The sequence below is a fragment of the Pseudomonas sp. NPDC090201 genome (assembly GCF_044746825.1).
Classification (GTDB): Bacteria; Pseudomonadota; Gammaproteobacteria; order Pseudomonadales; family Pseudomonadaceae; genus Aquipseudomonas; species Aquipseudomonas putida_AD.
Map to the genome: position 1 here is coordinate 66,535 of NZ_JBIVCX010000013.1, position 19,433 is coordinate 85,967.

General features: G+C 61.0%; 17 protein-coding genes. 3 read left to right on the plus strand and 14 right to left on the minus strand.

The window, feature by feature from the left end; all coding sequences use genetic code 11:
- Positions 1-54: 54 nt before the first annotated feature.
- Positions 55-2,622 (plus strand): DNA mismatch repair protein MutS, encoded by a 2,568-nt coding sequence (gene mutS / locus ACIPOO_RS23810; RefSeq protein ID WP_400610292.1) that lies wholly within the window; start codon positions 55-57, stop codon positions 2,620-2,622.
- 232 nt (positions 2,623-2,854) lie between these two features.
- The gene (gene fdxA / locus ACIPOO_RS23815; protein WP_274133861.1) at positions 2,855-3,178 is read left to right on the plus strand and encodes a ferredoxin FdxA; all 324 of its coding nucleotides are present in this window, start codon (positions 2,855-2,857) and stop codon (positions 3,176-3,178) included.
- A 596-nt stretch (positions 3,179-3,774) separates the two neighbouring features.
- Here fdxA and rpoS read toward each other — a convergent pair.
- The 8 genes from rpoS to ACIPOO_RS23855 all read right to left on the minus strand — a co-directional run bounded on the left by rpoS (position 3,775) and on the right by ACIPOO_RS23855 (position 11,178).
- Complete coding sequence (rpoS, locus tag ACIPOO_RS23820) at positions 3,775-4,779, minus strand: RNA polymerase sigma factor RpoS (RefSeq protein ID WP_081565880.1); 1,005 nt, start codon at positions 4,777-4,779, stop codon at positions 3,775-3,777.
- A 104-nt stretch (positions 4,780-4,883) separates the two neighbouring features.
- The gene (locus tag ACIPOO_RS23825) at positions 4,884-5,780 is read right to left on the minus strand and encodes a peptidoglycan DD-metalloendopeptidase family protein (RefSeq protein ID WP_400610226.1); all 897 of its coding nucleotides are present in this window, start codon (positions 5,778-5,780) and stop codon (positions 4,884-4,886) included.
- A gap of 191 nt (positions 5,781-5,971) precedes the next feature.
- A complete protein-coding gene (locus tag ACIPOO_RS23830) occupies positions 5,972-6,649 on the minus strand; it encodes a protein-L-isoaspartate(D-aspartate) O-methyltransferase (RefSeq protein ID WP_274133863.1) in 678 nt (225 codons plus the stop codon).
- Positions 6,649-7,398: a 5'/3'-nucleotidase SurE gene (gene surE / locus ACIPOO_RS23835; protein ID WP_274133864.1), complete on the minus strand. Its 750-nt coding sequence runs from the start codon at positions 7,396-7,398 to the stop codon at positions 6,649-6,651. Before surE ends, ACIPOO_RS23830 begins: the two co-directional genes overlap by 1 nt.
- Positions 7,386-8,444, minus strand: a complete 1,059-nt coding sequence (gene truD / locus ACIPOO_RS23840; protein ID WP_400610228.1) for a tRNA pseudouridine(13) synthase TruD — start codon at positions 8,442-8,444, stop codon at positions 7,386-7,388. The genes surE and truD overlap by 13 nt, the downstream gene beginning before the upstream one ends.
- The gene (ispF, locus tag ACIPOO_RS23845) at positions 8,441-8,914 is read right to left on the minus strand and encodes a 2-C-methyl-D-erythritol 2,4-cyclodiphosphate synthase (protein ID WP_400610230.1); all 474 of its coding nucleotides are present in this window, start codon (positions 8,912-8,914) and stop codon (positions 8,441-8,443) included. Before ispF ends, truD begins: the two co-directional genes overlap by 4 nt.
- 208 nt (positions 8,915-9,122) lie before the next feature.
- Positions 9,123-9,968, minus strand: coding sequence for an S-formylglutathione hydrolase (gene fghA, locus ACIPOO_RS23850; protein ID WP_400610232.1), 846 nt, complete (start codon positions 9,966-9,968; stop codon positions 9,123-9,125).
- A 97-nt stretch (positions 9,969-10,065) separates the two neighbouring features.
- A complete protein-coding gene (locus ACIPOO_RS23855) occupies positions 10,066-11,178 on the minus strand; it encodes an S-(hydroxymethyl)glutathione dehydrogenase/class III alcohol dehydrogenase (RefSeq protein WP_274133868.1) in 1,113 nt (370 codons plus the stop codon).
- 113 nt (positions 11,179-11,291) lie between these two features.
- On the opposite strand from ACIPOO_RS23855, the gene ACIPOO_RS23860 reads away from it, so the two are divergent.
- On the plus strand, positions 11,292-12,185 hold the full coding sequence (locus ACIPOO_RS23860) for a LysR substrate-binding domain-containing protein (protein ID WP_274133869.1): 894 nt from the start codon (positions 11,292-11,294) through the stop codon (positions 12,183-12,185).
- Between the two features lie 504 nt (positions 12,186-12,689).
- On the opposite strand, the gene ispD is transcribed toward ACIPOO_RS23860, so the two are convergent.
- The 6 genes from ispD to tilS all read right to left on the minus strand — a co-directional run bounded on the left by ispD (position 12,690) and on the right by tilS (position 19,401).
- Positions 12,690-13,400, minus strand: a complete 711-nt coding sequence (gene ispD, locus ACIPOO_RS23865; RefSeq protein ID WP_274133870.1) for a 2-C-methyl-D-erythritol 4-phosphate cytidylyltransferase — start codon at positions 13,398-13,400, stop codon at positions 12,690-12,692.
- 10 nt (positions 13,401-13,410) lie between these two features.
- Positions 13,411-13,689, minus strand: a complete 279-nt coding sequence (ftsB, locus tag ACIPOO_RS23870) for a cell division protein FtsB (protein ID WP_331189073.1) — start codon at positions 13,687-13,689, stop codon at positions 13,411-13,413.
- Positions 13,690-13,846: 157 nt separating this feature from the next.
- Entirely contained in the window at positions 13,847-15,133 is a 1,287-nt protein-coding gene (gene eno, locus ACIPOO_RS23875) for a phosphopyruvate hydratase (RefSeq protein WP_400610235.1), read from the minus strand.
- A 169-nt stretch (positions 15,134-15,302) separates the two neighbouring features.
- Positions 15,303-16,148, minus strand: coding sequence for a 3-deoxy-8-phosphooctulonate synthase (gene kdsA, locus ACIPOO_RS23880; protein ID WP_400610237.1), 846 nt, complete (start codon positions 16,146-16,148; stop codon positions 15,303-15,305).
- A gap of 15 nt (positions 16,149-16,163) precedes the next feature.
- Positions 16,164-17,795 (minus strand): CTP synthase, encoded by a 1,632-nt coding sequence (locus ACIPOO_RS23885; RefSeq protein WP_400610239.1) that lies wholly within the window; start codon positions 17,793-17,795, stop codon positions 16,164-16,166.
- A 268-nt stretch (positions 17,796-18,063) separates the two neighbouring features.
- Positions 18,064-19,401 (minus strand): tRNA lysidine(34) synthetase TilS, encoded by a 1,338-nt coding sequence (gene tilS, locus ACIPOO_RS23890; protein WP_400610241.1) that lies wholly within the window; start codon positions 19,399-19,401, stop codon positions 18,064-18,066.
- Between the last annotated feature and the right edge of the window lie 32 nt (positions 19,402-19,433).

A 19,433-nucleotide genomic window follows, 5' to 3' on the forward strand; every position in this document is an offset into this window, starting at 1 on the left:
TCCATTTGCCCCAATCTTCCAACGAATTTGCCTAAATAACTGATGAATAAAGCAATTTCCGATCTCTCGTCGCACACGCCCATGATGCAGCAATACTGGAAGCTGAAGAACCAGCATCCAGACCAGTTGATGTTCTATCGCATGGGTGACTTCTACGAGATTTTCTACGAAGACGCCAAGAAAGCCGCCAAGCTGCTGGACATCACCCTGACCGCCCGCGGGCAGTCGGCCGGGCAAAGCATCCCGATGTGCGGCATTCCCTACCACGCCGCCGAAGGCTACCTGGCCAAGCTGGTCAAGCTGGGCGAATCCGTGGTGATCTGCGAGCAGATTGGCGACCCGGCGACAAGCAAGGGCCCGGTCGAACGTCAGGTGGTGCGCATCATCACCCCAGGTACCGTGAGCGACGAAGCGCTGATGGACGAGCGCCGCGACAACCTGATCGCCGCCGTGCTGGGTGACGAGCGCCTGTTCGGCCTGGCCGTGCTGGACATCACCAGTGGCAATTTCACCGTTCAGGAAATCAAGGGCTGGGAAAACCTGCTGGCCGAGCTTGAGCGCATCAACCCGGTCGAGCTGTTGATCCCGGACGACTGGCCACAAGGGCTGCCTGCCGAGAAACGCCGTGGCTCGCGCCGTCGCGCACCATGGGATTTCGAGCGGGATTCGGCACACAAGAGCCTGTGCCAACAGTTCTCCACCCAGGACCTCAAAGGCTTCGGGTGCGAGACCCTGACGCTTGCGATCGGCGCTGCCGGCTGCCTGCTGAGCTACGCCAAGGAAACGCAGCGCACTGCCCTGCCCCATTTGCGCAGCCTGCGCCACGAGCGCATGGACGACACGGTCATCCTCGACGGCGCCAGCCGCCGCAACCTGGAGCTGGATACCAACCTGGCAGGCGGGCGCGACAACACCTTGCAGTCGGTGATGGACCGTTGCCAAACCGCCATGGCCACCCGCCTGCTGACCCGCTGGCTGAACCGCCCGTTGCGCGACCTCAAAGTGTTGCAGGCACGTCAGGAATCGATCGGCTGCTTCCTGGAGCGCTACCGGTTCGAACAGCTGCAACCACAACTCAAGGAAATCGGCGACCTGGAGCGCATCCTGGCGCGTATCGGCCTGCGCAATGCGCGTCCGCGCGACCTTGCCCGCCTGCGCGACGCCCTGGCGGCGCTGCCCGAGCTGCAACTGGCGCTGGCCGAACTGGAAGCCCCGCACATCCAGCAGTTGGCAGTGACCACCAGCACCTACCCGGAACTGGCGGACCTGCTGCAACGGGCGATCATCGACAACCCGCCGGCGGTGATCCGTGACGGCGGTGTACTGAAGACCGGTTACGACGCCGAGCTGGACGAACTGCTGTCACTGAGTGAAAACGCCAGCCAGTTCCTGATTGACCTGGAAGCCCGCGAGAAAGCCCGCACCGGCCTTGCCAACCTCAAGGTCGGTTACAACCGGGTTCACGGCTATTTCATCGAATTGCCGAGCAAGCAGGCCGAACAGGCGCCGGCCGACTACATCCGTCGCCAGACGCTCAAGGGTGCCGAGCGCTTCATCACCCCTGAGCTGAAAGAGTTCGAAGACAAGGCCCTCTCCGCGAAGAGCCGCGCCCTGGCTCGGGAAAAAATGCTTTACGAAGCATTGCTCGAAGACCTGATCGGCCATTTGGCGCCGCTGCAGGACACCGCCGCCGCCCTGGCTGAACTGGACGTACTGAGCAACCTGGCCGAGCGTGCCCTGAACCTGGACCTTAATTGCCCACGCTTCACCGACGAGCCGTGCATGCGCATCGAGCAGGGCCGCCACCCGGTGGTCGAGCAGGTGTTGTCGACGCCTTTCGTGGCCAACGATCTGGACCTGCACGACAACACCCGGATGCTGGTGATTACCGGCCCCAACATGGGCGGTAAATCCACCTACATGCGCCAGACGGCGCTGATCGTGCTGCTGGCCCACATCGGCAGCTTCGTACCGGCGGCCAGCTGCGAGCTGTCGCTGGTTGACCGCATCTTCACCCGCATCGGCTCAAGCGATGACCTGGCGGGCGGGCGCTCGACCTTCATGGTGGAAATGAGTGAGACGGCGAACATCCTGCACAACGCCACCGACAAGAGCCTGGTGCTGATGGATGAAGTGGGCCGCGGCACCAGTACCTTCGATGGTCTGTCGCTGGCCTGGGCTGCGGCAGAATGTCTCGCCCAGTTGCGCGCCTACACCCTCTTTGCAACGCACTATTTCGAGCTGACAGTGCTCCCGGAAAGCGAGCCGCTGGTGGCCAACGTGCACCTCAATGCCACCGAGCACAACGAGCGGATCGTCTTCCTGCACCGCGTGCTGCCGGGGCCGGCCAGCCAGAGCTACGGCCTGGCCGTGGCCCAGTTGGCGGGGGTTCCAGGCAAGGTCATCAGCCGGGCCAAGGAGCATCTGCAGCGTCTGGAAACCACCAGCCTCCCCCACGAGCAGCCCAAGCCCAAGCCTGGAAAAGCGCCGGCGCCGCAGCAGGCGGACATGTTCGCCAGCCTGCCGCACCCGGTGCTCGAAGAGCTGTCGAAGCTGAAAATCGACGACATGACGCCGCGCCAAGCTATCGAATGGTTATATGGACTGCAAAACCGGATCTAACGGTGTTCGTTACAAGCTGTTAGAATCCCGCGCGGTTTGGGAACGGTACGGCCAGCAGCCGTGCCGTAAGACATCCGAGCCGCGTTCGAACATCGCCGAACCAAAGCCACGCCTGCATGCCCTGTCGGCATGGGGCTGCGCTGGCGATGTTCAGAATGGCCCGGGACCGTTCCCGACCGAGCAACCCTGACGTGAGGGGCTCTGCTGCCGCCGCCTGAGGAGAGAATTAGAAATGACCTTCGTCGTCACCGACAACTGCATCAAGTGCAAATACACCGACTGCGTAGAAGTATGTCCGGTGGACTGCTTCTACGAAGGCCCGAACTTCCTGGTGATTCACCCGGATGAGTGCATCGACTGCGCTCTGTGCGAGCCTGAATGCCCTGCCGTAGCGATCTTCTCGGAAGACGAGATCCCGGCCGGCATGGAAAACTTCATCGAGCTGAACGCCGAGCTGGCGGATGTCTGGCCTAACGTCACCGAGCGCAAGGATCCGCTGCCGGATGCTGCGGAGTGGGATGGCAAGCCAGGCAAGATCGAGCATCTGGAGCGCTAAGCCCGGTGCGACACCAGAAAAGACCCTGCGGGGTCTTTTTTGCGTTCAGGGGCCAGAGAAAACCTGGACGTCCTTTTGCGAGGGCACTTTCCTGCAGGCGAAAAAAAGGGGCGGTTTGACCCGCCCACATTTTTTCCGTAATTCCATTTAATCCTTTGTCATCATCCTGATGAATCGCATCCTGCGATGTCCCTGAGCAGTCCTCCTTGACCGCCTGTGCCAATCCGTCGGCACAGGTCTGATATTAGTGATTTAACGATCCAGAGCAACCACCCTGATTTTTCAAAAGTATTCATGAACACATGTTCAACAAAAATAAACAGCAGGGAAATCAGCGACCTGTATAATTTCACTCATAATTAAAAGGCGTGTGCGCACTTGAAATAGTGCAATATCTGACAAGTCACGTAAGAAATCGCTTACAACTAAAGTAATAGATCCCTACAGATTCACTTCACACCGGATAAACATTTCTGTAGTCCGGATTAACCAATTGTTCATCGTTGTCACATCATTTCATCACATAAAAAAAGCCCCGACTGTTCGGGGCTTTTATTTGATGCTAGTTCGCCATCAACTTGCGCGAACTGCTTGTTTCACTGAAACAATGACTCACTCGACAAGCCGTTCTTCTCGAGGATTTCACGCAGGCGCTTGAGGCCCTCGACCTGAATCTGGCGAACCCTTTCACGGGTCAGGCCGATCTCCAGGCCCACATCCTCCAGCGTGCTGCTTTCGTGGCCGCGCAAGCCGAAGCGGCGCACCACCACCTCGCGCTGCTTGTCGGTCAGCTCCGACAGCCACTGGTCGATGCTCTGGGACAGATCGTCGTCCTGAAGCAGCTCGCAGGGGTCTGTAGGGCGGTCGTCGGTCAAGGTGTCGAGCAGGGTCTTGTCCGAATCCGGCCCCAGGGACACGTCAACGGAGGATACCCGCTCATTCAGGCCGAGCATGCGCTTGACCTCACCGACCGGCTTCTCGAGCAGGTTGGCGATCTCTTCGGGTGAAGGTTCGTGATCGAGCTTCTGGGTCAGTTCCCGCGCAGCACGCAGATAGACGTTGAGCTCCTTGACCACATGAATCGGCAGGCGGATGGTCCGCGTCTGATTCATGATCGCGCGTTCGATGGTCTGACGGATCCACCAGGTCGCGTAGGTAGAGAACCGGAAACCGCGCTCCGGATCGAATTTTTCGACCGCCCGAATCAGGCCAAGGTTGCCCTCTTCGATCAGGTCCAGCAATGACAGGCCACGATTGACGTAGCGTCTGGCGATCTTGACCACCAGGCGCAGATTGCTTTCAATCATGCGCTTGCGCCCGGCCGGATCGCCGCTTTGCGACAGACGCGCAAAGTGGACCTCCTCCTCCGGGGAAAGCAAGGGTGAAAAGCCGATTTCATTGAGGTACAGCTGCGTGGCATCCAGTGCCCGCGTGTAGTCGATGTACTTGTGCTGCTTGAGTGCTGCGGAGTTTTTGGTCTTCGCACGAACAGAAGGTGTAGCTGGCTTCTCATCCGTTGCAGAATCCAGGACGATCCCGTGCTCCATCAGGAGAACCTCGTCGTCTATGTCAAACTCCGGCACTTCTTTGTTGAGAGCCATTGTTATAGTCCTTTGATGAGTTCGACCTCAAGCTCCAGTGGCGCCTTTTTCCCTGGCATCACGTGAGCCTGTCCCCTCTACGGCAGGAACAGGCTGGTAACCGATCAACGACGCGGCAAAAATTCAAGTGGATCGACTGGCTTGCCCTGACGGCGAATCTCGAAATGGAGCTTCACCCGATCAGTCCCCGTTGACCCCATCTCGGCAATTGTCTGCCCTGCCTTGACCTGTTGCCCCTCCCGAACCAACAGCCTACGGTTGTGACCGTAAGCACTGACGTAGGTATCGCTGTGTTTGATGATTACTAACTCGCCGTAGCCCCGTAATCCACTTCCGGCGTACACCACTGAACCATCAGACGCGGCTAAAACAGGCTGTCCCAAATCACCCGCGATATCAATTCCTTTATTCAAACTACCGTTTGAAGAAAATTTGGCGATCAAAACACCACTAGTTGGCCAGGCCCAGCCGCTCGGCGAACGCGCGCCAGCAACTACGGGCGTATTGACCGGTGCGGTCACCGCTGGCGGCGTGGTAGTGGAAGTGCTACCTGAAGTTGCACCTACAGGGCGTGTAATGACCGTGGTCTTGATTGAACCCGATGGCGAATTTGTGGTGTTCGATGTACTCGGTGCAATCACCACAGGCGCAGTTGCAACGGCTGTGGAATTTGAACTCGAACGGCCGTCGAAGCGGATCGCCTGGCCGACGTGAATGGTGTAGGGCTCCGGAATGTTGTTGCGCGCTGCCAGGGCTTTCCAGTCCCAGCCGTAGCGAAAGGCGATGGAGAACAGCGTGTCACCACGCTTGACGACGTACTGGCCCGTGGTGACCGGCTGACGGGTGGGCGCAGAAGGCTTGCCGTCGTTGCGATCGACGACGCGCACGCCGCCCGATGGCGAGCTGGAGCAGCCAGCCAGAAGGAAACTCAGGGCAATGCCAGTCACCAGACGTTGAAAACATGTTGAAGACATACGCTGCCGAATGACTGTGAGACTCACCCGCCACTCCCTTTACCGGTGACTGAATTAAAGCTGCCTATTGTGTCTTGGTGATGACTGGCAGCCATGGAAAAACTGGTTACGACATTTGTGCACAACGGCCAGCAGCGTTCGGGCAGACCCTCCTCGCAAACAGCCAGCCTGTAGACAGGCGGCGCCTTGCGGAATTCATTGCAGCTGCAAAACAGTCTTTACGCCAGCGGCCCGTTGAGCAGCGGCACGAAACGCACGGCCCCCAGCACATGGCGGGAGAATCCGTGCTCTTCGCGGATGATCAGCATCAGTTGCTGCACCTCGCCCGCCCCGACCGGAATCACCAGGCGTCCGCCGGGTGCCAACTGGTCCAGCAGCGCCTGAGGTACATCGGTGGCCACCGCCGTGACGATGATGCCGTTGTAGGGGGCCAGCGCCGGCCAGCCTTCCCATCCGTCGCCCCAGCGAAACACCATGTTGCGCAGGTTCAGCTCCTGCAGGCGCTCCTTGGCGCGATCCTGCAGCACCTTGATTCGCTCGACCGAGAACACCCGCTCCACCAGTTGCGCCAGCACGGCAGTCTGGTAGCCGGACCCCGTGCCGATCTCCAGTACCTTGTCCAGCGGCCCTGCCGCCAGCAGCAGCTCGCTCATGCGGGCCACCATGTACGGCTGGGATATGGTCTGGTTGTTGCCGATCGGCAGCGCCGTGTCTTCATAGGCACGGTGGGCCAGGGCTTCGTCGACGAATAGATGCCGGGGCGTCTTGCGAATCACCTCCAGCACCTGGGTGTTGGCGATGCCTTCTTCGTACAGACGCTGGATCAGGCGCTCGCGGGTTCGCTGCGAGGTGAATCCCACACCCCGGCGTAACAGATCATCTTGCTCACGCGACATCAGGCCATGCCCTCCAGCCAAGTGTTCAGGCTGTTGAAACCGTCCTGATAGGTCCGATCCAGCTGCAACGGCGTAATCGATACATAACCTTGCATCACGGCATGAAAGTCCGTGCCTGGCCCGCCATCCTCGACATCCCCGGCAGCGGCAATCCAGTAACCGGCCTTGCCACGGGGATCGACCACCTGCACGGGGGCGGCAGCGCGCGTGCGATGCCCCAGGCGGGTCAACTGGATGCCGCGCACATGGTCCAGCGGCAGGTTCGGAATATTCACGTTCAATACGGTACGCGGTGGAAGATCGAGCTTGTCGTGAGCTTCGACCAGAAGCCGGGCGTAGTGCGCGGCGGTTGCCAGGTTATCGACCTGACGCGACAAAAATGAAAAGGCAAACGAGGGACGCTGCAGAAAACGCCCCTCCAGCGCTGCGGCGACGGTACCGGAGTACAGCACGTCATCGCCCAGATTGGCGCCCAGGTTGATGCCGGAGACCACCATGTCGGGCTCCTGCTCCAGCAGGCCGTGGATCCCCAGGTGCACGCAATCGGTCGGCGTGCCGTTCAGGCTGATGAAGCCGTTGTCCAGAACGATCGGGTGCAGCGGCCTGTCGAGGGTCAGCGAACTGCTGGCACCGCTCTTGTCTTGATCGGGAGCGATGACCGCGCACTCGGCATAGCCCGCCAGCGCACCGTAGAGCGCAGCCAGTCCGGGTGCCGTGACCCCGTCATCATTTGAAATCAGAATACGCATGAGCTGTCCGTCTGTCCTGCGGGCGCCAGATCGACGAGTTCACGCACCAATGCGGTGGCGAAGCATCCGGCCGGCAGGACGAATTCCAGTTGCAGAATGTCAGGCTCGGGATAATGCCACGTCAACCGCCCGATGGGCAGTCGCAGGATGCGACGTTCGTGCTCCATTCCGGCTTTTATCAACCAGTTACACAGCGATGACTCGCGCTGGGCGATGCTGTTTTCAAGCTCGGCGGTGGCCCCGGCTGCCGGAGAATCGCCTTCGCCCCACTGGGGACCTGTGGGGTGCAGGTCCAGGATGGCCAGGCGCGGATCGCTGCATTCGGCTTCGCCCGCCGGGAAGAAACTGCGGCTGTCGGTGAATGCCAGCAGATCCCCGACCTGCGCGCGCTGCCAACTGCCATCGGCGACCCGGGCCGCCAGCACCTGATTGAACAGGTAGCTGCGCGCCGTGGACAGCAGCCGCGAACGCACATTGCGTTGTTCAGGCAATGCCTGGCGTTCAGCGTAGTGGCGGGCTTCGCCGACGTTGCCGCCCTCGTAGCCGAAGCGCTGGGCACCGAAATAATTGGGAATGCCGGCAGCCTTGATCGCTTCCAGGCGTTGATCCAGCGCAGCCTTGTCGGCCTGCAACTGCGTCAGGCGCAGGGTGAAACCGTTGGCCGCATGGGCGCCGCGCTGCAGCTTGCGCTTGTGGCGCTTGCTGTCGAGGATCTTCAGGGTGTCGTTCTCGGCCGCCGACATGTCCGGATCGGCCTTGCCGGGCAGCTGAATGCTGAACCACTGGCGCGTCAGGGCCTGGCGATCTTTAAGGCCGGCGTAGGCGACGGTGCGCAGCGGCACGCCTGCGGCCTTGGCCAGCCGACGGGCTGCTTCCTCGGTGTTCAGGCCGCGTTTCTCAACCCACAGCCACAGGTGCTCGCCGTCGCCGGACAGTGGAATGTCCAGCACTTCGTCCACTTGAAAATCTTCGGCGGTGGCCTTGAGTACCGCAGTGCCCAGCGCATCGCCATAGGCCCGCGGGCCCAGCAGTTCGAATTCGGTCATTGGGCGATCAACAACGCCACGGCGTGAACCGCGATGCCTTCTTCACGGCCGGTAAAACCCAGCTTCTCGGTGGTGGTGGCCTTGACGTTGACCTGGTCGAGTTCGACCTGCAGGTCTTCAGCGATCAAAGCGCGCATGGTGTCGATGTGCGGTGCCATCTTGGGCGCCTGGGCGACGATGGTGGCGTCGACGTTGCCGACCTTCCAGCCCTTGGCATGCACTTGCTTGAGGACGTGACGCAGCAGCACGCGGCTGTCGGCGCCCTTGAATTGCGGATCGGTGTCCGGGAAATGCTTGCCGATATCGCCCAGGGCGGCGGCGCCCAGCAGGGCATCGCTCAAAGCATGCAGCAGGACATCGCCATCGGAATGAGCGAGCAGCCCGAACTTGTGCGCAATACGCACCCCACCCAAGGTAATGAAATCGCCCTCAGCGAAACGGTGCACATCGTAGCCGTGGCCAATACGCATAAAAAAACGCCCTGAAAAAGTCAGGGCGTGATTCTACCTATTTTGTCGGACATTAGGGCGTCTGACTGACTGAACACCGCGTGCTGCGGCGCAGCAATATCCCGTAGCAGTCCGGCTTGCCGGCAGGGACAGACTTGATTGCGCCACCGCCGGCAAGCCGGACTGCTACGTAGAGCACGCCATCAGACCAAGGTGTTGCATGACCTCGTCAACCCGCCAGTGCTTGCGCGTGGTGACGCAGGTGATCCTCGACGAAGCTGGCGATGAAGTAATAGCTGTGGTCGTAGCCTGGCTGCATGCGCAGTTCCAGCGGATGGCCCGCCGCCTTTGCCGCCTGCACCAGTGCCTCAGGCTTGAGCTGGTTGGCAAGGAAGTCGTCACGATCGCCCTGATCCACCAGCAACGGCAGGCGCTCGGCCGCATCGGCGATCAGCACGCTGGCATCCCATTCGCGCCAGCGCGAGCGGTCTTCGCCCAAATAGCGGGAAAAGGCCTTCTGCCCCCAGGGGCAATCCATCGGGTTGGTGATCGGCGAGAATGCCGACACCGATCTGTAGCGCCCCGGGTTGCGCAACGCACACACCAGCGCACCGTGCCCGCCCATCGAATGGCCGCTGATGCTGCGTTTGTCGGAAGCCGGAAAATGCGCCTCGATCAGGTTCGGCAGCTCGCTGACCACATAATCGTACATGCGGTAGTGGCGCGCCCAAGGCTGTTGGGTGGCGTTCAGGTAGAAGCCGGCGCCCAGGCCGAAGTCATAGGCGCTGTCCGGGTCGTCCGGCACGTCGGCGCCGCGAGGACTGGTGTCCGGTGCGACGATGATGATCCCAAGCTCGGCGGCGATGCGCAGGGCACCGGCCTTCTGCATGAAATTCTCGTCGGTGCAGGTCAGGCCCGACAGCCAGTACACCACCGGCAGCTTGCCGCCCTGCTCTGCCTGAGGCGGCAGATAGACCGCGAACACCATGTCGCAACCCAGCACGTCGGAATGGTGTTTGTAACGTTTATGCCAGCCGCCGAAGCTTTTCTGGCACGAGATGTTTTCCAGACTCATAGGTCGTTCCTCCCAGCCGCAAGCGTCAAGCCGTCAGCTGCAAGTCGGGCAGCGGCGCGCCTTCTTGCAGCTTGCGGCCTGTAGCTTGTCGCTGCTTTTAGAAGTGGATGACCGAACGAATGCTTTTGCCTTCGTGCATCAGGTCGAATGCTTCGTTGATCTTGTCCAGGCCCATGGTGTGGGTGATGAAGGTGTCCAGCGGGATTTCGCCGGTCTGGGATTTTTCAACGTAGCTTGGCAGCTCGGTACGGCCCTTCACGCCGCCGAACGCCGAACCGCGCCAGACGCGACCGGTCACCAACTGGAATGGACGGGTGGCGATTTCCTGGCCAGACGGCGCGACGCCGATGATGACCGACTCGCCCCAGCCTTTATGGCAGCATTCCAGCGCGGCGCGCATCAGTTGTACGTTGCCGATGCACTCGAAGCTGTAGTCCACGCCGCCGTCGGTCATTTCGACGATCACGTCCTGAATCGGCTTGCTGTGCTCTTTCGGGTTGATGAAGTCGGTGGCGCCCAACTCACGGGCCACGTCGAACTTGGCCGGGTTGATGTCGATGGCGATGATGCGCGAGGCCTTGGCCATTTTCGCGCCGATGATCGCCGCAAGGCCAATGCCGCCCAGGCCGAAGATCGCCACGGTGGCGCCCTCTTCCACTTTGGCGGTGTTCAGCACCGCGCCGATGCCGGTGGTCACGCCGCAGCCCAGCAGGCAGACCTTCTCCAGCGGCGCTTCCTTGGGGATTTTCGCCAGGGAAATTTCCGGCACCACGGTGTACTCCGAGAACGTCGAGCAACCCATGTAGTGGTAGACCGGCTGGCCGTTGTAGCTGAAACGGGTGGTGCCATCGGGCATCAGGCCCTTGCCTTGGGTGGCGCGGACTTTCTGGCACAGGTTGGTCTTGCCGGATTTGCAGAATTTGCACTCGCGGCATTCGGCGGTGTACAGCGGGATCACGTGATCGCCCACGGCCAGGGAGGTGACGCCCTCGCCCACCGCCTCGACGATACCGCCACCTTCGTGACCAAGGATGCACGGGAACACGCCTTCGGAGTCCGCACCGGACAGGGTGTAGGCGTCAGTGTGGCAAACGCCGGATGCGACGGTACGAATCAAGACCTCACCGGCTTTCGGCGCCTCGACGTCCACTTCGACAATTTGCAGAGGCTCGTTTGGCGCGAAGGCTACGGCTGCACGTGACTTGATCATCAATCTTCTCCAGCGGGTTTAAAAAAGGTTAAACAGACCAGGAGTGTAAAGCAGTGCCGTTTGATGAATAATCCGGACAAAAGCAAAACATTAATGCTGTACAGGGATAATCGATGTACACCAATCGCTGGGATGGACTGGACGAATTCGTCGCGGTGGCCGAATGTGGGCAATTCACCGCAGCCGCAGAGCGCATGGGGGTGTCGTCGTCCCACATCAGCCGGCAGATCGCGCGCCTGGAGGAACGGCTGCAAACCCGCTTGCTGTACCGAAGCACGCGCAAGGTGGCGCTGACCGAAGCCGGTCAGACGTTCTTGCATCATTGCCAGCGTCTGCAGGATGGACGCGAGGAGGCACTGCGCGCGGTGGGCGATCTGACCAGCGAACCCAAGGGCCTGCTGAGGATGACCTGCGCGGTGGCATACGGCGAACGCTTCATCGCGCCGCTGGTGACCCGGTTCATGGATGAGTACCCGCAATTGCGCGTGGACATCGAGCTGACCAATAACACCCTGGATCTGGTGCATGAGGGGATGGACCTGGCGATTCGACTTGGTCGGCTGCAGGAATCGCGAATGGTCGCCACCCGCCTGGCTCCCCGGCGCATGTACCTGTGCGCGTCGCCCTCCTATCTGGAGCGCTATGGCCGGCCACACAGCTTGTCGGAATTGAACCGGCATAACTGCCTCATTGGCAGTTCGGACAGTTGGCTGCTGCAGCAGAACGGTAAGGAATTCTCCCAGCGCGTCCACGGAAACTGGCGCTGCAACAGTGGGCAAGCGGTACTGGATGCGGCGCTACAGGGGGTGGGGTTGTGTCAGCTGCCGGATTATTACGTGCTTGAGCATTTGAAAAGCGGCGCATTGATTTCATTGCTCGATGCCCACCAGCCTCCCAATACCGCAGTGTGGGCGCTGTACCCGCAGCAACGGCATCTGTCGCCGAAGGTAAGGAAGCTGGTGGATTATCTGAAGACAGGGCTGGCGTTGCGGGATGAGTACCGGTAGCAGCCGGGCTGGCCCGCGGGGTTTGGGGTGAACCCAGATGCCGCGAACTCGCCCGGGCCCTGTAGGAGCGCGCTTGCCCGCGATGGCGGCGGGTCAGACGCAGCATCTGTCACAGGCGAATCGCAGTCGCGGGCAAGCGCGCTCCTACAGGTTGGGGGGCAGGTAGATACCGAGAACTGGCCCCGACTCTTGTAGGAGTGAGCTTGCTCGCGATGGCGGCGTGTCAGGCACCGTGATGGCGAATGACTCACCGCAATCGCGAGCAAGCTCACTCCTACAGGATCGCCTGCACTCGTCCAACCAACGCTTGAATTTACCGCAGTGCAGATAACTGCCGTTACCGTACCAGCCGGGCTTGCCCACGGGGTTTGGGGTGCACGCAAATACTGCGAACTCGCCCCCGGCCCTGTAGGAGCGCGCTTGCCCGCGATGGCGGCGGGTCAGGCGCAACATTTGTCACAGGCGAATCGCAGTCGCGGGCAAGCGCGCTCCTACGGGGCCGGATCAGCGGTTGAATTCACCGCGACGCTGGCGCAGCCATTCGAGGTCTTCGGGGCGGGTGACTTTGATGTTGTCGGCGCGGCCTTCGATCAGGCGGGGGGATTGGCCGGCCCATTCGATGGCCGAGGCTTCATCGGTGATCGAGACGTTGGACACCAGGCTGTCCGCCAGTGCCCGGTGCAACGCGCCCAACCTGAACATCTGCGGCGTATACGCCTGCCAGATCAGGCTGCGATCAACCGTTTCAGTGACCCGGCCATTGGCATCGGCGCGTTTGAGGGTGTCCTTGGCCGGTACCGCGAGCAAGCCGCCCACAGGGTCGTGCGCCAACTCACCCAGCAGGTTGTCCAGGTCGGACCGCGCCAGGTTCGGGCGCGCGGCGTCATGCACCAACACCCAGTCATTGTCATCGGCGCCATTGGCGTGCAGGTGCAACAGTGCATTGAGCACCGAGTCCGCACGCTCCTTGCCACCGGCGACCCGCTGAATGCGTGAGTCCAGTGCACAGGGCAAGGTGGGCCAGTAAGGATCATCCACAGCAAGGCTCACCACCATCCCTTTGAGCTGGGGATGATCGAGAAAGCAAAGCAGGCTGTGTTCAAGAATTGTGAGGCCGCCCAGTTGCAGGTACTGCTTGGGACGGTCTGCCGCCATGCGTGCACCAACGCCCGCTGCGGGAATCACTGCCCAGAAGGCAGGAAGGGATTGAGTCATTTACAGGAGGTCACTGTGCCAACTGATAAAGGGTCTCGCCGTCCTTGACCATGCCCAGTTCATGACGGGCACGTTCTTCAACGGTTTCCAGGCCTTTTTTCAACTCAAGCACTTCGGCGTCCAGAACCCGGTTGCGCTCGAGCAACACATCGTTTTCGGCATGCTGATCAGCGATTTGCTGGGTCAGACTGGCCACCTGCGCAAGGCTGCCATTACCCACCCACAGGCGATACTGCAGGCCAGCGAGCAGCAAGAGCAGAACGAGGAACAACCAGTTAGGACTGCGCATTGTGAATATCTGTTACCCGGTGGAGAAAGACAGCAAAACCGACCATTTCAAATGCCCAAGAGCCCGGTGGTCACCGGGCTCGTGGATCAGGACGTCAGGATAAATCGCTTTTGACGATTTGCCCTACAGCGCCTGCTGCCTTTTTACCATCTAACTATCAGCCGCGAAACTCGCCGCGACCACGGTATACAGCTTTGGCGCCCAATTGCTCTTCGATACGCAGCAGTTGGTTGTACTTGGAGATGCGATCGGAACGGCTCAGGGAACCGGTCTTGATCTGGCCAGCCGAAGTGCCCACAGCCAAGTCGGCGATGGTCGAATCTTCGGTTTCGCCGGAGCGGTGCGAGATCACGGCGGTGTAACCGGCGGCCTTGGCCATCTGGATGGCTTCCAGGGTTTCGGTCAGGGTGCCGATCTGGTTGAACTTGATCAGGATCGAGTTACCGATTTTCTTCTCGATACCTTCTTTCAGGATCTTGGTGTTGGTCACGAACAGGTCGTCGCCCACCAGCTGGATCTTGTCGCCGATCTTGTCGGTCAGGACTTTCCAGCCATCCCAGTCGGACTCGTCCAGACCGTCTTCGATGGAGATGATCGGGTGCTTGCTGACCAGATCGGCCAGGTAGTCGGCGAAACCGGCGGAGTCGTACTCGCCTTCTTCGCTCAGCACGTACTTGCCGTTCTTGTAGAACTCGCTGGCTGCGCAGTCCAGGGCCAGGGTCACGTCGGTGCCCAGCTTGTAGCCGGCGTTTTTCACGGCTTCGGCGATGGCGTCCAGGGCTTCGGCGTTGGAGTTCAGGTTCGGTGCGAAACCGCCTTCATCACCTACGGCAGTGTTCAGGCCACGGGCCTTCAGGACAGCCTTGAGGTGGTGGAAAATCTCGGTGCCCCAGCGCAGGCCTTCGGAGAAGGTCTTGGCGCCGACTGGCTGAACCATGAATTCCTGGATGTCGATGTTGTTGTCGGCGTGCTCGCCACCGTTGATGATGTTCATCATCGGGACCGGCATAGTGTACTCGCCCGGCGTGCCGTTCAGGTTGGCGATGTGCGCGTACAGCGGCAGGTCCTGATCCTGTGCAGCGGCCTTGGCGGCAGCCAGGGACACGGCGAGGATGGCGTTGGCGCCCAGGCTTGCCTTGTTCTCGGTACCGTCGAGCTTGATCATCGCGTGATCCAGCGCTTTCTGGTCAACCGGATCCTTGCCCAGCAGCAGGTCGCGGATCGGGCCATTGATGTTGGCCACAGCCTTCAGAACGCCCTTGCCCATGTAACGGCTCTTGTCGCCATCACGCAGCTCAAGTGCTTCACGCGAGCCGGTGGAAGCACCGGACGGCGCGCAGGCACTGCCGATGATGCCGTTGTCGAGGAGCACATCTGCTTCCACGGTGGGATTGCCACGGGAGTCGAGAACTTCACGACCTTTGATGTCGACGATTTTTGCCATTGTTGTTAACACTCCAAGATTGACGAAAACGACGCAGCTGGGAAAAGCGACTGGCGTCTCGGAGCACTAGACAGCGGGCAGGCCCGAGACGACAGAAATTCCCGACCCGTTGGTCGGGAATGAAACGAGCGGCACTGTACCGGAGGTGACGGTGCCGCAGAAGCGGATTTTAAGCCGTTTCGATGGTCGGGAACGCCTTGACCAGGTCATCAAGGGCCTTGAGCTGGGTCAGGAACGGCTCAAGCTTCTCAAGACGCAGGGCACACGGGCCGTCGCATTTGGCGTTGTCCGGATCCGGATGCGCCTCCAGGAACAGGCCCGCCAGGCCCTGGCTGATGCCGGCCTTGGCCAGGTCAGTCACCTGGGCACGACGACCACCGGCAGAATCCGAACGACCGCCCGGCATCTGCAAGGCGTGGGTCACGTCGAAGAATACCGGGTATTCGAAAGCCTTCATGATGCCGAAGCCGAGCATGTCCACCACGAGGTTGTTGTAGCCGAAGCTCGAACCACGTTCGCACAGGATCAACTGATCGTTACCGGCTTCTTCGCACTTGTTCAGGATGTGTTTCATTTCCTGAGGCGCTAGGAACTGGGCCTTCTTGATGTTGATCACGGCGCCGGTTTTCGCCATCGCCACGACCAGGTCGGTCTGGCGCGACAGGAAGGCCGGCAACTGGATGATGTCGCAGACTTCAGCCACGGCAGCAGCCTGATGCGGTTCATGCACGTCAGTGATCACGGGCACGCCGAAGGTGCTCTTGATCTCTTCGAAAATGCGCATGCCCGCTTCCAGGCCCGGACCGCGATAGGAGGTCACGGAAGAACGGTTGGCCTTGTCGAAGCTGGCCTTGAACACGTAGGGGATACCGAGCTTCTCGGTCACCCGCACGTACTCTTCGCAGACTTGCATGGCCATGTCCCGCGACTCCAGGACATTCATGCCACCGAACAAGACCATGGGCTTGTCGTTGGCGATGTCAATGGAGCCCACGCGGATGATTTTCTGTGCCATGTAATGAATTCCCTATCAGGCGTTCTTCTGGTGTTGAGCGAGCGCTGCCTTGACGAAGCCACTGAACAGCGGGTGACCGTCACGAGGCGTGGAGGTGAACTCCGGGTGGAACTGGCAGGCCACGAACCATGGGTGATCCTTGGACTCGACCACTTCGACCAGCGCGCCGTCACCGGAACGACCGGAAATCTTCAGGCCCGCATCGATCAGTTGCGGCAGCAGCTTGTTGTTCACTTCGTAGCGATGACGATGGCGCTCGACGATGGTGTCGTTGCCATAGCAGTCGTGCACCAGAGAACCCGGTTCCAGCAGGCATTCCTGCGCGCCCAGGCGCATGGTGCCGCCCAGATCGGACGCTTCGGTACGGGTTTCGACGGCGCCGGTGGAGTCTTCCCACTCGGTGATCAGGCCCACCACAGGGTGCGCGCTGGTACGGTCGAATTCGGTGGAGTTGGCGTCTTTCCAGCCCAGCACGTTACGTGCGAACTCGATGACCGCCACCTGCATGCCCAGGCAGATACCCAGGTAAGGCACCTTGTTTTCGCGAGCGAACTGAACAGCGGTGATCTTGCCTTCCACGCCGCGCAGACCGAAGCCGCCCGGTACCAGGATCGCGTCCACGCCTTCCAGCAGGCCGGTGCCCTGATTCTCGATGTCTTCGGAATCGATGTAGCGCAGGTTGACCTTGGTGCGGTTGGTGATGCCGGCGTGGCTCATCGCTTCGATCAGCGACTTGTACGCATCCAGCAGCTCCATGTACTTGCCGACCATGGCGATGGTGACTTCGTGCTCGGGGTTGAGCTTGGCATCGACGACCTTATCCCACTCGGACAGGTCGGCGCCGCCGCATTGCAGGCCGAAACGCTCGACCACGAAATCGTCCAGGCCTTGCGAGTGCAGGATGCCCGGGATCTTGTAGATGGTATCGGCGTCTTCCAGACCGATCACCGCACGTTCTTCAACGTTGGTGAACTGGGCGATCTTGCGGCGCGACGACACGTCGATCGGGTGGTCGGAACGGCAGACCAGGACGTCTGGCTGCAGGCCGATGGAGCGCAGTTCCTTGACCGAGTGCTGGGTAGGCTTGGTCTTGGTTTCGCCTGCGGTGGCGATGTACGGAACCAGCGTCAGGTGCATCAGCATCGCGCGCTTGGAGCCGACTTCGAAACGTAGCTGGCGAATGGCCTCCAGGAACGGTTGCGATTCGATGTCACCCACGGTGCCACCGATTTCCACCAGGGCCACGTCGGCATCGCCGGCGCCCTTGATGATGCGACGCTTGATTTCGTCGGTGATGTGCGGGATCACCTGAATGGTCGCGCCCAGATAATCACCACGGCGCTCTTTGCGCAGGACGTGTTCGTACACACGGCCCGTGGTGAAGTTGTTGTTCTGGGTCATGGTGGTGCGAATGAAACGCTCGTAGTGACCCAGGTCCAGGTCGGTCTCGGCGCCGTCATGGGTGACGAACACTTCACCGTGCTGGAACGGGCTCATGGTGCCCGGGTCGACGTTGATGTAGGGGTCCAGCTTGAGCATGGTGACCTTAAGTCCCCTCGCCTCCAGGATGGCCGACAATGAAGCCGAGGCAATGCCTTTCCCCAATGAAGAAACAACACCGCCCGTGACGAAGATGTAGCGCGTCATGAAAAACCCTAGAAGTCTGCGTTAAAGCGGTCAGAGCCGCCGGGGAAAGCGAAGGAAGGCCGAAGCCCCCGATGACCTGCGTGTTTCACAGTGCATTTCTGAAATTGCCGCGCTGATAGCGACTGGCCGGATACGGACCTGTCCATTGCTCGCCACATTTTGAGAATCGCCCAGTAAAGACTGGCTGGTAATCGGCAACTTGTGTCGTCCCGGAAGGATCGACATAAGCTGTATCAAGAAGGGAGCGTAGTCTACCGGAAACCAGCTCTCATCTCAAACGGTGGTCGTTCGTCGGTGGCTGCCAGTGCAAACGCCAGTCGCCACGGGGGTCGGCGTCCAGTCCCGGAAGGTTGGCGACCGCCAGTAACTGCTCGCCCCGGTACAACAGCGGCAATCGGCCGCGCAGGAACACCGGCACGCGTTTCTCGTTGAGCAGGCGCTTGAGATCCCGCCGCCCGCGCTCGGGCACATCGAGTACTTCCCCGCCGCGCCGGTAATGCACGTGCAGGCCGCCACGGGGAATTTCCCCCAGCAGGTGCAACATGCCGTTGCCGGGCAGTGTCAGGGGCTGCGAGGCCATGGACCAGTGCTGGGAGCCGGCCACATCCTTGAGCCAGATACCCGACAGCCACCAGATCCTGCCTTCGGCGCGGTGCAACTGGCCGTCAGCCAGGCGCCAGATCGGCCGCCCGTCGGGGCCTGCGTCTCGCAGGGAATTCCAGCCCGCCCAGTGATCGGTGTCCGGCAGGCGCGTCAGCCGTGTCAGCCAGTGCCGCAGGGCATTGCGCTGACGGGCCTCGGACAGGCCTTCCAGTGGCGCCAGCTCCAGCGACGGCAAGTCCAGCCAGGGCCAGGTGCACGGGGTTTGCGCTGTCGCCAGATCCTGGACTGCCAATTCGTCGAGCAAGCCCTGGGCTTCGGCCAGATGCGCGGCGCTGCGGGTCATGCTGACAACCGCCTGGGGCCAGCGCGTAACCAGCATCGGCATGACGTGGCTGCGCAGGTAATTGCGCGAGAAACGGCTGTCCTGGTTGCTGGGATCTTCGATCCAGCTCAGGCCTTCCTCCTGCGCATAGGCTTCGAGCACGGCGCGCGGCTCATCCAGCAGCGGGCGAAACAATGTCCCTCTGCCCAGTGGACGATGGCCAGGCATCGCCGCCAGCCCTCGAACCCCGGCGCCACGCAGCAGCCTGAACATCAGGGTTTCGGCCTGGTCGTCGCGGTGTTGCGCGGTCAGCAGCACCTCGCCGTCCTGCATCACCCCTTCCAGCGCGGCGTAGCGGGCCTCGCGGGCGGCCTGTTCGAGGCTGGCGCCGGGCCGGACCTGAACATCGAGCACCTGAAAAGGCACTCCCAGAATCTGACACATCTGACGGCAATGTCCCGGCCACGACGCAGCAACGGCCTGCAAGCCGTGATGGACATGGACAGCGGTCAAGGGAGGCAAGGCGTGCTGGCGGGCGAGATCGGCCAGCAGGTGCAACAGGACGGTGGAATCGAGCCCACCCGAGAAGGCAATCCGCCAAGCGACCGCGCCACGCCAGGGTTCCAGGCGCGGTAGCAATCGTTTGGCGAGTTGTTTTCTGATGCAGTCCGGCTTGCTCATGGTTGAACCTTCAAGCTGGCCGGACTGTGGGA